The sequence below is a fragment of the Serratia sp. CY32780 genome, from assembly GCF_052169135.1.
GTDB lineage: Bacteria > Pseudomonadota > Gammaproteobacteria > Enterobacterales > Enterobacteriaceae > Serratia > Serratia sarumanii.
On the sequence record NZ_JBJNLI010000008.1, the window covers coordinates 50799 to 63442 of the forward strand.

The following is a 12644-nucleotide window of genomic DNA, read 5'->3' on the forward strand; positions in this document are numbered from 1 at the left end:
GAAAATGCCCGATGAGGCACAGATAATGCGCTATGTTTTGTAAGGGTAATCACCACTCATCATAGGAAACCATATGAAGAAACAACGCTTGAGCGTTGCCATGGCGGTTCTGGCAGCGGGCCTGTTGCTGGCGGGCTGTTCGTCCAAAGTCACCCAAACGTCTCAATATTCGGGCTTCTTGTCCGATTACAGCAAACTGCAGGAAACCACCTCGCCAAGCGGCCATAAAACGCTGCGCTGGATAGATCCAAACTACAAGGAATCCAACTACCGCGGCCTCTATTTCCAACCGGTGGTCTATTTCCCGGCGGAAAAACCGACCACGCGCGTCAGCCAGGACACGCTGAACAAAATCAAGGCGTATGCGACCCAGCGGATTAAAGCCGCGCTGCAGAACCGCTTCACCATTCTGCCCAGCCCGGCAGGCTCACGTGTGTTAGTAGCCAAACTCGCCATCACCGCCGTTTCTGCCGAAAACGAAGACATGAAGTTCTATGAGGTGGTACCGGTCGCGGCGGTCGTTGCCAGCACCATGGCGGCGACCGGGCACCGGACGCAAAATACCGCGCTGTATATCGAAGGCGAGCTGATCGACCAGGATACCGGTAAAACGGTGATGGAAGTGGTACGCAAGGCTTACGGCAAAACCGTCAACAACGACAGCACGCCGGTCACGGCGGATGACGTCAAGGCGGCGATCGACGACATCGTTACCGATATCACCAACTTCCCGAAACAGGGCTGACCGCCGCCTGAAAAACACAGGGGGAGCCGAAGCTCCCCCTGAATGGCTGCGCAGACGGCACTCAAATGCCGTCGCCGTACTCAAAGCCGTGATTGGTGCCGTTGAAGTATTGGTCCATATCCATCGACGGCGTATCGCTCTCCGGACGCCCGACGATGCGCGCCGGTACGCCGGCGGCGGTGGTGTGCGGCGGTATCGCCTGCAAGACCACCGAGCCCGCGCCGATCTTCGCGCCCTTGCCCACTTCGATATTGCCGAGAATTTTGGCGCCGGCGCCAATCATCACCCCTTCGCGAATTTTCGGGTGACGATCGCCGCTGGTTTTACCGGTACCGCCCAGGGTGACCGACTGCAGGATAGAGACGTTGTTCTCCACCACCGCCGTTTCACCGATCACGATGCCGGTGGCGTGGTCGAGCATGATGCCGCAGCCGATGGTCGCCGCCGGGTGGATGTCCACGCCGAAGGCGACGGAAATTTGATTTTGCAGGTAGATAGCCAGCGCTTGCCGCCCTTGCTGCCACAGCCAGTGACCGATACGGTAAGCCTGCAGCGCATGGAACCCTTTCAGGTAAAGCAGCGGCGTGGAGTATTTATCGACCGCCGGGTCGCGCAGCCGCACCGCGAGGATATCGCGCGCCGCCGAAACGATCATCTGGTTGTCGGACTTGTAGGCCTCTTCCACCACCTCGCGCACCGCGATGGCGGGCATGATCGGCGTCGCCAGCTTGTTGGCCAGCATATAGCTGAGCGCGCTGCCCAGGTTCTCGTGCTTGAGCAACGTCGCATGGAAAAAGCTGGCCAGCATCGGTTCACAATCAGCCAGTGCTCGCGCTTCTGATTTAATGCTGTTCCAGACCTGCTCCAACTCTTCTGACGACATCACATTCCCCTCTGCCTTGCCAAACGGGCCGCTTCACACGGTAGCGCGAAGCGGCCCAGGTCATTTGCGGGGTCAGCACGCTGCCCCGGCATATCGTTTTATGTCACGCGCTGGGTTTTTCGTCCTTTCGGGCTCGCCCCAGCAGGCTCAGCGCCGCTTCGCGGGCGTCTTTATGGCAGTAAAGCACCTGATAAATCTGTTCGGTGATCGGCATTTCCACGCCGTGTCGCTGCGCCAGCGCCAACACCTCTTTGGTATTGCGATAGCCCTCGACCACCTGGCCGATGCTGTCCTGCGCTTCCTGCACGCCTTTGCCCTGCCCCAGCATAATGCCGAAGCGGCGGTTGCGCGATTGGTTGTCCGTGCAGGTTAGCACCAGATCCCCCAGCCCCGCCATGCCCATGAACGTCGAAGGATCGGCGCCGAGCGCAGAACCCAGACGGCTCATTTCCGCCAGCCCGCGTGTAATCAACGCGGTGCGGGCGTTGGCGCCGAAACCGATGCCGTCGGACATGCCGGCGCCGATGGCGATCACGTTCTTCACCGCGCCGCCAAGCTGCACGCCGATGAAGTCGGGATTGCTATAGACACGGAAGCTCTTGCCGCAGTGCAGCAGCTGTTGCAGATCGTCGGCGAACTGCGCATCGGTCGCCGCCAGCGCGATCGCCGTTGGCAAACCGGCGGCCAGCTCTTTGGCGAACGTCGGCCCGGAGAGCACCGCCAGCGGGATCGTCTCGCCCAACGCCTCACGCGCCACGTCCTGCAGCAACCGGCCGGTTTCCGCTTCCAGCCCCTTGGTGGCCCACACGATGCGGGCGTCCGGGCGCAGATGCGGCTTCAGCTGGCGCAGCACGTCGCCGAACACGTGGCTCGGTACCACCACCAGCACGTCGCGGCTGGCCGCCAGCGCACGCGCCAAATCGGCTTCAAGCAGCAGGGTGTCGGGGAAGGGAACGTCGGGCAGAAACGCCTGATTGCAGCGATCTTGCTGCAACGTTTGAATTTGCGCGGGGTTGTGCCCCCACAGCACCACGGAGTGGCCGTTACGCGCCAGCGTAATGGCCAATGCGGTGCCGTACGAGCCGGCACCGATGACAGTCATTGAAGCATTGACGGTGTTCATCAGGCATCCTGATGTGGTGCGGCACCTTCGCCTTCCGCCTGCTGCTGCAGATAGTTCATGAACAGCGCGTCAAAGTTGACCGGTGCCAGGTTCAGCTGCGGGAATGTACCGCGGGAAACCAGGCTGGTGATGCACTCGCGCGCATACGGGAACAGGATGTTCGGGCAGTATGCACCCAGGCAATGCGCCAGCTGCGTGCCTTCGATGCCTGCTACCGAGAAGATGCCCGCCTGTTGCACTTCGCACAGGAACGCAGTTTCTTCGCCCAGGCTCGCCGTCACGGTTACGCGCAGTACCACTTCATACACTTCGTCAGCCAGCTGGCTGGACGCGGTATCCAGATCAAGTTTAACTTCCGGCTGCCATTCCTGCTGGAAAACCTGCGGCGCGTTCGGCGCTTCGAAGGAGATGTCCTTGGTATAAATACGTTGGATCTGGAAAGCCATTTCGGTGCTGTTTTGTTCTGACATGTGAGTAATACCCTTGGTTAAACGTCCTTATTGACACTCGGTGAACCGGCAAGCTGCTTAAAGCAGCGGATCCAGGCCGCCGCGAGCATCGAGTTCATATAAATCATCGCAGCCGCCGATATGCCGGCCGTCGATGAAAATCTGCGGCACCGTGGTGCGCCCGCTGCGCTCGATCATCACTTCGCGCTTGGCGTTATCGCCGTCGATGGCGATCTCGTTAAACGCCGCGCCCTTGCTGTTCAACAGCGCCTTGGCGCGATGGCAGAACGGACAGGTCGCTTTGGTGTAGATATCAATGTTAGCCATGGATTGCCACCTCAAATAGGTTAAACGGTTACTTACCGCGCACCAGCGGCAGGTTTTCTCCGCTCCAGCCGGAAATGCCGTCTTTCAGCATAGTCACCTTTTCAAAACCGGCCTTGCTCAGGTTCTCCGCCGGCTCGCGGGAGGCGGTGCCGTTGGCGCACACGACGATGATCGGCTGCGCTTTGTGTTTTTCCAGCTCGCCCAGGCTGCCGTTTTTGATTTCGCTGGCGGTCAGGTTGATGGCGTTGGCCAGGTGACCACGGCGGAAATCGTCGCGGCTGCGGGTGTCGACCACCACGGCTTCTTCTTTGTTGATCAGGCGAATAGCTTCACCGCGGGCGATCTCTTTAACCTTGGAGAAACGGCTTTTGAAGGTCATGACGATCACGGCGACCAGCAGAGCGATCCAAGCCAGGCTCAGAATAGGGTGTCTGCTTACGAATGGCATAATTTCTTGCAGCATGGGGTGTAACAACTCCCGTCAGTTAAGGGATAAATAAGTCAAGGTTCCAGAGTATACCTGCCGAGTGCGGCAAATACAGCCAATAAGCAAGCGCGATTGCAGAAACTGCGGGCTGCGCTGAGAAATTCCCGACGTCAGAGCATAAAAGCCCGCGCGATTCGCCGCAACCTTGATCTCTTTGGGCTATTTATCGCCGCCGGCGGTGTAAAATCAGCCGGTTTTTCGAGGGTGAATAGCCATGCCTGCGGCGGGCGCATGGCTATTCGCAGCTTAAAAAGTTCATAAGAGGTCAATGCAATGTCGAGCAACAAAAAACCGATGGTACTGGTGATCCTGGACGGTTACGGCCATCGTGAAGAGCGGCAGGACAACGCGATCCTGAACGCCGGCACCCCGGTGATGGATCGCCTGTGGCGGGAGCAGCCGCATACGCTGATCGCCGCCTCCGGGCTGGATGTCGGCCTGCCCGACGGCCAAATGGGCAACTCCGAAGTCGGCCACGTCAATTTGGGTGCCGGGCGCATCGTGTACCAGGATCTGACCCGGCTGGACAAAGCGATCGCCGACGGCGACTTCTTCGCCAACCCGGTGCTGACCGCCGCCGTCGATAAGGCCGTAGCGGCCGACAAGGCGGTGCATATCATGGGCCTGCTGTCGCCGGGCGGCGTGCACAGCCACGACGAGCACATCCTGGCCATGATCAAGCTAGCCGCCCAACGCGGCGCCAAAGCCGTTTATCTGCATGCCTTCCTCGACGGGCGCGACACGCCGCCGCGCAGCGCCGAAGCCCCGCTGCAACGCTGCCGTGACGCCTTCGCCGCGTTGGGCGTCGGCCGCATCGCCTCGCTGATCGGCCGCTACTACGCGATGGACCGCGACAACCGCTGGGATCGCGTGCAGCTGGCCTATGACCTGCTGACCGCGGCCAAAGGCGACGCCGTGGCCGAGGATGCGATGGCCGGCCTGCAGGCCGCTTATCAGCGCGGTGAAAACGACGAGTTCGTCAGACCGACCGTGATCCGCGCCGCCGGTGAGGCTGATGCCGCAATGCAGGACGGCGACGCGTTGATCTTCATGAACTTCCGCGCCGACCGCGCGCGCCAGATCACCCGCGCCTTCGTGAACGCGGATTTCGACGGTTTCCCACGCGCCAAGCAGGTACAGTTCGGCGATTTCGTGATGCTGACCGAATACGCCGCCGACATCGCGACCGCCTGCGCCTATCCGCCGGCGTCGCTGGCCAACACCTTCGGCGAATGGCTGATGAAGCACGACAAAACCCAGCTGCGCATCTCGGAAACCGAAAAATACGCCCACGTCACCTTCTTCTATAACGGCGGCGTGGAAACGCCGTTCAAGGGCGAAGACCGCGTGCTGGTCAACTCGCCGAAGGTTGCCACCTACGATCTGCAGCCGGAGATGAGCGCCGCCGAGCTGACCGACAAGCTGCTGAGCGCCATCCGCAGCGGCAAATACGATGCCATTATCTGCAACTACCCGAACGGCGACATGGTAGGGCATACCGGCGTGTATGAAGCGGCGGTCAAAGCGGTGGAAACGCTGGACGCCTGCATCGCCCAGGTGGTTGATGCAGTGCGCGACGTCGACGGCCAGCTGCTGATCACCGCCGATCACGGCAACGCCGAGCAGATGCGCGATCCGGCCACCGGCCAGGCGCACACCGCCCACACCAGCCTGCCGGTGCCATTGATTTACGTCGGCAAACCGGCGCGGGCGGTCGAAGGCGGCAAGCTTTCGGACATCGCGCCAACCCTGTTAACGCTGATGGGAATGGAAATCCCGCAAGAGATGACTGGTAAGCCGCTGTTCATCGTGGAATAATCCTTCTCCATGAGGGAGAAGGCGTTTTTTGCACTATCAAGGGTAACCCGAAGCGCAAACGCAGGCAGCCGACCGCTGCCTGAACGCACCGCGCCAAGGACGTTCACCGCCATGTGCGCCAGCGTATTTTGCGCTGGCGTCTTGCTGTTGCCGCTCGCCGGCCAGGCGGCGGAAGACAATAAATCCCAGCTGAAAGACATCCAGCAGAGCATCGCCGAGAAAGAAAAAGCGGTGAAGCAGCAGCAACAGCAGCGCAGCTCGCTGCAGGATCAGCTGCGTCAGCAGGAAAAAACCATCGCCCAGGCCAGCCGCCAGTTGCGCGACACCCAGGGCACGCTCACCCAGCTGGGCAAAGACATTTCCGGCCTGAACGCCTCGATAGCCAAACTGCAAAAGCAGCAATCGACCCAACAAAACCTCCTCGCCAAACAGCTCGACGCCGCCTTCCGGCAAGGGCAGCACAGCGCCGTGCAGCTGATCCTCAGCGGTGAAGAAAGCCAGCGCAGCGAACGTATTCTGGCCTATTTCGGCTATCTGAACGAAGCGCGTCAGAAAACCATCGAAGAGCTGAAGCAGACCCGCGCCGAGCTGGCGAAGCAAAAAACCACGCTGGTGGCCAAACAGGGCCAGCAAAAATCCTTACTGGGCGAGCAACAGACGCAGCAGCAGAAGCTGGAGCAGGCGCGTGGCGCCCGCAAGAAAACGCTGACCGCGCTGGAAGCCTCGCTGGAAAAAGACCAACAACGCCTGGTGGAACTGCGCCAGAACGAAGCCCGCATGCGCGACAAGATCGCTCGGGCGGAGCGCGAAGCCCGTGCGCGCGCCGAACGCGAAGCGCGTGAAGCGGCCAAGGTGCGCGAACAGGTGCGCATCAAGGAGCAGCAGGCGAAGAAAACCGGCACGACCTACAAACCTAGCGAAGCCGATCGCTCGCTGATGGCGCGAACCGGCGGCCTCGGTCGTCCGGCCGGCCAGCTGATGTGGCCGGTGCGCGGGCGCACGCTGCACGGCTTTGGCGAACAGCAGCAGGGCGAGCTACGCTGGAAAGGCATGGTGATCGAAGCCCGCGAAGGCAGCGAAGTGAAAGCCGTCGCCGATGGCCGCGTGCTGCTGGCCGACTGGCTGCAAGGCTATGGCCTGATGGTGGTGGTCGAACACGGTAAAGGCGACATGAGCGTGTACGGCTACAACCAAAGCGCGTTGGTCAACGTCGGGGCGCAGGTGCGCGCCGGCCAGCCGATCGCTCTGGTCGGCACCAGCGGCGGCCAGGGAACGCCGTCGCTCTATTTCGAAATCCGTCGTCAGGGACAGGCGGTTAACCCACTGCCGTGGTTGGGAAGATAGATTTGCGCTATGTCAAAACCCGAACAGCTCTGTTAATAGGCTGTCTGCTGCAGGTTTACGCTGCGCAGGCAGGAAAACTCTCCATCGTCATCGATGACGTGGGCTACCGCCCTCACGAAGAAAACGCGGTGCTGCAAATGCCGACGGCGATCTCGGTCGCGGTGTTGCCCAACGCGCCGCATGCCCGCCTGATGGCCACCCGCGCCCACAGCCAGGGCCGCGAAGTCTTGATCCACATGCCGATGGCGCCGCTCAGCAAGCAGCCGCTGGAGCGCGATACCCTGCAGCCTTCCATGAGCAGCGACGAGATCCAGCGCATCATCCGCAATGCGGTGAACAACGTGCCCTACGCGGTCGGCATGAACAACCACATGGGCAGCGCCATGACCTCCAGCCTGCCGGGCATGCAGAAAGTGATGCAGGCGCTCGAAAGCTACCGCCTGTACTTCCTCGACAGCATGACCATCGGCAGCAGCCAGGCGACCCGCGCCGCGGCCGGCACCGGCGTGAAGGTGATCAAACGCAAGGTGTTCCTCGACGATACCGCGAACGAAGCCGACATCCGCCGCCAGTTCAACCGCGCGGTCGAATTGGCGCGGCGCAACGGCTCCGCCATCGCCATCGGCCACCCGCGCCCGGCGACGGTGAAGGTGCTGCAGCAGATGCTGCCGTCGCTGCCCGCCGATATCGTGCTGGTCAAGCCGAGCGCGCTGCTGAACGAACCGCAGGGCAACGGTGGCGGCGGCTACGTCCCACCGCCGGTCAAACCGCAAAAGCCGCAGCCGAAGAACCCGTTCAGCGGCGGCATCAAGCAGTGCAAGGTCAAACCGCCGAAGGAAAAAACCAACGCCGGCACCGCGCTGGGCGTCATCGCCGACAGCATCGCCACCTCGCCGCCGGTGACCTTCATCAAGCGTCATTGGCAGCACTGGACGCAAGCCAAACCGCAAGCGTAAAAAAAGGGCCGGAATTCCGGCCCTTGTCACGTCTGCAGAGATTAATCCCAGCTCAGCACCACTTTACCCGACTTGCCGGAGCGCATGGCGTCGAAGCCCTGCTGGAACTCGTCGATCGAGAAACGGTGGGTGATGATCGGGCTCAAATCCAGACCGGACTGGATCAGCGCCGCCATCTTGTACCAGGTTTCGAACATTTCGCGGCCGTAAATCCCTTTGATAAACAGCCCTTTGAAGATGACCTGGTTCCAGTCGATCGACATGTCCGAAGGCGGAATGCCCAGCATGGCGATGCGCCCGCCGTGGTTCATCGCATTGAGCAGCGTGCGGAACGCCGGCGGCGCGCCGGACATTTCCAGACCGACGTCGAACCCTTCGGTCATGCCCAGCTCGGCCATCACGTCGCTGAGGTTTTCCTTGCTGACGTTCACCGCGCGGGTCACGCCCATCTTGCGCGCCAGTTCCAGGCGGTATTCGTTAACGTCGGTGATCACCACATGGCGAGCGCCGACGTGTTTGCACACCGCCGCCGCCATGATGCCGATCGGGCCGGCGCCGGACACCAGCACGTCTTCCCCGACCAGATCGAACGACAGCGCGGTGTGCACCGCGTTGCCGAACGGATCGAAGATCGAAGCCAGTTCGTCGGAGATGTTATCCGGGATCTTGAAGGCGTTGAACGCCGGGATCACCAGGTATTCCGCAAAGCTGCCCGGACGGTTCACGCCCACGCCGACGGTATTGCGGCACAGGTGCGTGCGGCCGCCGCGGCAGTTGCGGCAATGGCCGCAGGTGATGTGGCCTTCGCCGGACACGCGATCGCCGATGCTGAAGCCTTTGACTTCCTGACCGATCGCCACCACTTCGCCGACGTATTCATGGCCGACCACCATCGGAACCGGAATGGTTTTTTGCGACCACTCGTCCCAGTTGTAGATATGCACATCGGTGCCGCAGATCGCGGTTTTGCGGATTTTGATCATGATGTCATTGTGGCCCAGCTCCGGCTGAGGCACGTCGGTCATCCAAATCCCTTCTTCCGCTTTCAGTTTTGACAGTGCTTTCATGGTTTTACCTTATGCAATAACGCCAAGATCCTTACCGATACGTGTAAACGCCGCCACTGCGCGTTCGATTTGCTCCGGGGTGTGGTCGGCAGACATCTGGGTACGGATGCGCGCCTGGCCTTTCGGCACCACCGGATAGAAGAAACCGGTCACATAGATGCCTTCCTTGAGCAACGCATTGGCGAATTCCTGCGCCAGCTTCGCCTCACCCAGCATGACCGGGATGATGGCATGATCGGCGCCGGCCAACGTGAAGCCGGCGGCGGTCATTTTTTCGCGGAACAGACGCGCGTTGGCCCACAGGCGATCGCGCAGGGCATCGCCCTCTTCCAGCAGTTCCAGCACTTTGATCGACGCGGCGACGATCGCCGGCGCCAGCGAGTTGGAGAACAGGTACGGGCGCGAACGCTGGCGCAGCCACTCCACCACTTCTTTCCTGGCGGCGGTGTAGCCGCCGGACGCGCCGCCCAGCGCTTTGCCTAACGTACCGGTGATGATATCGACGCGGCCCATCACTTCGCAGTATTCATGGGTGCCGCGCCCGTTGGCGCCGACAAAGCCCACCGCGTGGGAGTCATCCACCATCACCAGCGCCTGGTACTCGTCCGCCAGATCGCACACCCCTTTCAGGTTGGCGATCACGCCGTCCATCGAGAAGACGCCGTCGGTGGCGATCAGGATGTGGCGCGCGCCGTCGGCTTTGGCCTGCTTCAGCTGCGCGGCCAGCTCGGCCATGTCGTTATTGGCGTAGCGATAGCGCTTGGCCTTGCACAGGCGCACGCCGTCGATGATCGACGCGTGGTTCAGCGCATCGGAGATAATGGCGTCTTCCGGGCCGAGCAGGGTTTCGAACAGCCCGCCGTTGGCGTCGAAGCAGGAGGAGTAGAGGATCGCGTCTTCCATGCCCAAGAAGGCCGCCAGTTTCTGTTCCAACTGCTTGTGGCTGTCCTGGGTGCCGCAGATGAAGCGCACCGACGCCATGCCGAAACCGTGGCTGTCCATGCCCGACTTGGCGGCGGCGATCAGCGCCGGATGGTTGGCCAGGCCCAGGTAGTTATTGGCGCAGAAGTTGATCACATGGCTGCCGTCGGCGACGGCGATATCCGCCTGTTGCGCGGAGGTGATGATGCGTTCTTCCTTGAACAGCCCTTCACTGCGAGTGGCGGCAAGCTGTTGTTCCAACTGCTGATAAAAAGACGCTGACATTCGGTTATCTCCAGGATTGGGCTATTTGCGGCATATTTTACTGATTTGTAACCAAACTGACGAGAATGCGCGGGAGAGAATATTAAAATTGCAGCAGATATCACGGCAAAAAGCGGACTTCAATGGCAATGCGGGATATTCGGAGCCCTTCCGCTGTTTGCCGCGGCATGAAATGCTATTATAACCGCCATTGAGCGTGGGGCATTGTGCCCCGCCAGGCAGCTTAGCAGGGGTAACCCAATGATTATCGTCACAGGCGGCGCCGGCATGATCGGCAGCAACATCATTAAGGCACTGAACGACAAGGGATATCGCGATATCCTGGTGGTGGATAACCTGAAAGACGGCACCAAGTTCGTCAACCTGGTCGATCTGGACATCGCCGACTATATCGATAAAGAAGACTTTATCGCCAGCATCGTGGCCGGTGACGATCTGGGCGATATCGAAGCGGTCTTCCACGAAGGCGCCTGCTCCGCGACCACCGAGTGGGACGGCAAGTACATGATGGACAATAACTATCAGTACTCCAAAGACCTGCTGCACTACTGCCTGGATCGCGAAATCCCGTTCCTGTACGCCTCCTCCGCCGCCACTTACGGCGGCCGCGAAGAGTTCATCGAAGAGCGTGAGTATGAAGCGCCGCTCAACGTGTACGGCTACTCCAAATTCCTGTTCGATCAGTACGTGCGCGAGATCCTGCCGGAAGCGGACTCGCAGATCTGCGGCTTCCGCTACTTCAACGTTTACGGCCCGCGCGAAGGCCACAAAGGCAGCATGGCCAGCGTCGCCTTCCACCTGAATACCCAGATCAACCGCGGCGAAAACCCGAAACTGTTCGCCGGCAGCGAAAACTTCAAGCGTGACTTCATCTACGTCGGCGACGTGGCGGCGGTTAACCTGTGGTTCTGGGAAACCGGCAAATCCGGCATCTTCAACTGCGGCACCGGCCGGGCGGAAACCTTCCAGGCGGTGGCCGACGCGGTGGTGGACTTCCACCAGAAGGGCGCGGTGGAATACATCGAGTTCCCGGAGAAGCTGAAGGGCCGCTATCAGGCGTACACCCAGGCCGATCTGACCAAGCTGCGCGCCGCCGGCTACGACGCACCGTTCAAAACGGTCGCCGAAGGGGTGAAAGAGTACATGGCCTGGTTGAACCGCACCGCATAAGCTGAAGGAATTAACGCTGGGTATGAAAATACTGGTTATCGGCCCTTCTTGGGTTGGCGACATGATGATGTCGCAAAGTCTCTATCGCACCCTGAAGGCCGAATACCCGTCGGCGGAGATCGATGTGATGGCGCCGGCCTGGTGCCGCCCGCTGCTGGCGCGCATGCCGGAAGTCAATCAGGCGCTGGCGATGCCGCTGGGCCACGGCGCGCTGGGGCTCGGTGAACGCCGCCGCCTGGGGCGCGCCCTGCGCGCCAACCGTTACGATCGCGCTTACGTTCTACCCAACTCGTTCAAATCCGCGCTGGTGCCCTTCTTCGCCGATATCCCGCAGCGCACCGGCTGGCGGGGCGAAATGCGTTACGGCCTGCTGAACGACGTCCGCGTGCTCGACAAGGCGGCCTTCCCGCTGATGGTGCAGCGCTACGTGGCGCTGGCCTATGACAAAGGCCGCATTCAGCGCGCCGACGATCTGCCGCAGCCGCTGCTGTGGCCACAGCTGCAGGTGAGCGACGAAGAGATCGCCGACACCACCGCGGCCTTCAACCTGACCGACAGCCGGCCGATCGTCGGCTTCTGCCCGGGCGCGGAGTTCGGCCCCGCCAAACGCTGGCCGCACTATCACTACGCGACGCTGGCTCAGCGGCTGATCGAGAACGGCTATCAGATCGCGCTGTTCGGCTCGGCGAAAGATCACGAAGCCGGCGAACAGATCCGCGCCGCGCTGCAGGAAGACGCCCGCGATTTCTGCCTTAACCTGGCCGGAAAAACCCAGTTGGAGCAGGCGGTGATCCTGATCGCGGCCTGCCGGGCGGTGGTCAGCAACGACTCCGGTTTAATGCACGTTGCCGCAGCGTTGAATAAACCGCTGATAGCCTTGTACGGCCCAAGCAGCCCCGACTTCACGCCGCCGCTCTCGGACAAGGCGCGGGTAATTCGCCTGATCAGCGGCTACCACAAGGTGCGTAAGGGCGATGCCGAGCAGGGATACCACCAAAGTTTGATCGATATTCAGCCGCAGCAAGTATTGGATGCGCTGACGCCGCTACTTGTCGCCAGCGAGGAATAG

At 61.1% G+C, this 12644-nt stretch carries 13 protein-coding genes; 6 read left to right on the plus strand and 7 right to left on the minus strand.

The window, feature by feature from the left end; translation table 11 throughout:
* Positions 1 to 73 precede the first annotated feature (73 nt).
* Entirely contained in the window at positions 74 to 745 is a 672-nt protein-coding gene (locus ACJ8HH_RS22925; RefSeq protein WP_038872629.1) for a DUF3313 domain-containing protein, read from the plus strand.
* 61 nt (positions 746 to 806) lie between these two features.
* Here the strand turns inward: ACJ8HH_RS22925 and cysE are convergent, their stop codons facing one another.
* The 5 genes from cysE to ACJ8HH_RS22950 all read right to left on the minus strand — a co-directional run bounded on the left by cysE (position 807) and on the right by ACJ8HH_RS22950 (position 3990).
* The gene (gene cysE, locus ACJ8HH_RS22930; RefSeq protein ID WP_004931135.1) at positions 807 to 1628 is read right to left on the minus strand and encodes a serine O-acetyltransferase; all 822 of its coding nucleotides are present in this window, start codon (positions 1626 to 1628) and stop codon (positions 807 to 809) included.
* A gap of 103 nt (positions 1629 to 1731) precedes the next feature.
* Complete coding sequence (gene gpsA / locus ACJ8HH_RS22935) at positions 1732 to 2751, minus strand: NAD(P)H-dependent glycerol-3-phosphate dehydrogenase (protein WP_038872626.1); 1020 nt, start codon at positions 2749 to 2751, stop codon at positions 1732 to 1734.
* Positions 2751 to 3221 carry a protein-export chaperone SecB gene (secB, locus tag ACJ8HH_RS22940; RefSeq protein WP_025304678.1) on the minus strand — a complete coding sequence of 157 codons (471 nt, stop codon included), beginning with the start codon at positions 3219 to 3221 and terminating at the stop codon, positions 2751 to 2753. Before secB ends, gpsA begins: the two co-directional genes overlap by 1 nt.
* 57 nt (positions 3222 to 3278) lie before the next feature.
* Positions 3279 to 3527 (minus strand): glutaredoxin 3, encoded by a 249-nt coding sequence (gene grxC, locus ACJ8HH_RS22945; protein WP_004931142.1) that lies wholly within the window; start codon positions 3525 to 3527, stop codon positions 3279 to 3281.
* A 28-nt stretch (positions 3528 to 3555) separates the two neighbouring features.
* Positions 3556 to 3990 (minus strand): rhodanese-like domain-containing protein, encoded by a 435-nt coding sequence (locus ACJ8HH_RS22950; RefSeq protein WP_038872623.1) that lies wholly within the window; start codon positions 3988 to 3990, stop codon positions 3556 to 3558.
* Positions 3991 to 4287: 297 nt separating this feature from the next.
* Here ACJ8HH_RS22950 and gpmM point away from each other — a divergent pair, with 297 nt between their 5' ends.
* The 3 genes from gpmM to ACJ8HH_RS22965 are packed head-to-tail and all read left to right on the plus strand — an operon-like array spanning position 4288 to position 8132.
* Positions 4288 to 5832 (plus strand): 2,3-bisphosphoglycerate-independent phosphoglycerate mutase, encoded by a 1545-nt coding sequence (gpmM, locus tag ACJ8HH_RS22955; RefSeq protein ID WP_089186597.1) that lies wholly within the window; start codon positions 4288 to 4290, stop codon positions 5830 to 5832.
* Positions 5833 to 5841: 9 nt separating this feature from the next.
* A complete protein-coding gene (gene envC / locus ACJ8HH_RS22960) occupies positions 5842 to 7176 on the plus strand; it encodes a murein hydrolase activator EnvC (protein ID WP_049201812.1) in 1335 nt (444 codons plus the stop codon).
* 2 nt (positions 7177 to 7178) lie between these two features.
* Positions 7179 to 8132 (plus strand): divergent polysaccharide deacetylase family protein, encoded by a 954-nt coding sequence (locus ACJ8HH_RS22965; RefSeq protein ID WP_033649728.1) that lies wholly within the window; start codon positions 7179 to 7181, stop codon positions 8130 to 8132.
* Between the two features lie 41 nt (positions 8133 to 8173).
* Here the strand turns inward: ACJ8HH_RS22965 and tdh are convergent, their stop codons facing one another.
* Entirely contained in the window at positions 8174 to 9199 is a 1026-nt protein-coding gene (gene tdh / locus ACJ8HH_RS22970; RefSeq protein WP_033649729.1) for an L-threonine 3-dehydrogenase, read from the minus strand.
* Positions 9200 to 9208: 9 nt separating this feature from the next.
* Positions 9209 to 10405, minus strand: a complete 1197-nt coding sequence (gene kbl / locus ACJ8HH_RS22975; RefSeq protein WP_033636462.1) for a glycine C-acetyltransferase — start codon at positions 10403 to 10405, stop codon at positions 9209 to 9211.
* A 240-nt stretch (positions 10406 to 10645) separates the two neighbouring features.
* Between kbl and rfaD the strand changes: the two genes are divergently transcribed.
* Together rfaD and rfaF are read left to right on the plus strand one after the other, a co-directional pair.
* Positions 10646 to 11575, plus strand: coding sequence for an ADP-glyceromanno-heptose 6-epimerase (gene rfaD / locus ACJ8HH_RS22980; RefSeq protein WP_016929696.1), 930 nt, complete (start codon positions 10646 to 10648; stop codon positions 11573 to 11575).
* Between the two features lie 22 nt (positions 11576 to 11597).
* Positions 11598 to 12644 carry an ADP-heptose--LPS heptosyltransferase RfaF gene (rfaF, locus tag ACJ8HH_RS22985; RefSeq protein ID WP_033649730.1) on the plus strand — a complete coding sequence of 349 codons (1047 nt, stop codon included), beginning with the start codon at positions 11598 to 11600 and terminating at the stop codon, positions 12642 to 12644.

Excerpts from the sequence above, each read along its gene's own strand:
- grxC (WP_004931142.1), bottom strand. The coding sequence starts at position 3,527 with ATGGCTAACATTGATATCTACACCAAAGCGACCTGTCCGTTCTGCCAT.
- cysE (WP_004931135.1), bottom strand. The coding sequence starts at position 1,628 with ATGTCGTCAGAAGAGTTGGAGCAGGTCTGGAACAGCATTAAATCAGAA.
- tdh (WP_033649729.1), bottom strand. The coding sequence starts at position 9,199 with ATGAAAGCACTGTCAAAACTGAAAGCGGAAGAAGGGATTTGGATGACC.
- envC (WP_049201812.1), top strand. The coding sequence starts at position 5,842 with ATGAGGGAGAAGGCGTTTTTTGCACTATCAAGGGTAACCCGAAGCGCA.
- rfaF (WP_033649730.1), top strand. The coding sequence starts at position 11,598 with ATGAAAATACTGGTTATCGGCCCTTCTTGGGTTGGCGACATGATGATG.
- ACJ8HH_RS22950 (WP_038872623.1), bottom strand. The coding sequence starts at position 3,990 with ATGCTGCAAGAAATTATGCCATTCGTAAGCAGACACCCTATTCTGAGC.
- kbl (WP_033636462.1), bottom strand. The coding sequence starts at position 10,405 with ATGTCAGCGTCTTTTTATCAGCAGTTGGAACAACAGCTTGCCGCCACT.
- gpmM (WP_089186597.1), top strand. The coding sequence starts at position 4,288 with ATGTCGAGCAACAAAAAACCGATGGTACTGGTGATCCTGGACGGTTAC.
- gpsA (WP_038872626.1), bottom strand. The coding sequence starts at position 2,751 with ATGAACACCGTCAATGCTTCAATGACTGTCATCGGTGCCGGCTCGTAC.
- rfaD (WP_016929696.1), top strand. The coding sequence starts at position 10,646 with ATGATTATCGTCACAGGCGGCGCCGGCATGATCGGCAGCAACATCATT.
- secB (WP_025304678.1), bottom strand. The coding sequence starts at position 3,221 with ATGTCAGAACAAAACAGCACCGAAATGGCTTTCCAGATCCAACGTATT.
- ACJ8HH_RS22925 (WP_038872629.1), top strand. The coding sequence starts at position 74 with ATGAAGAAACAACGCTTGAGCGTTGCCATGGCGGTTCTGGCAGCGGGC.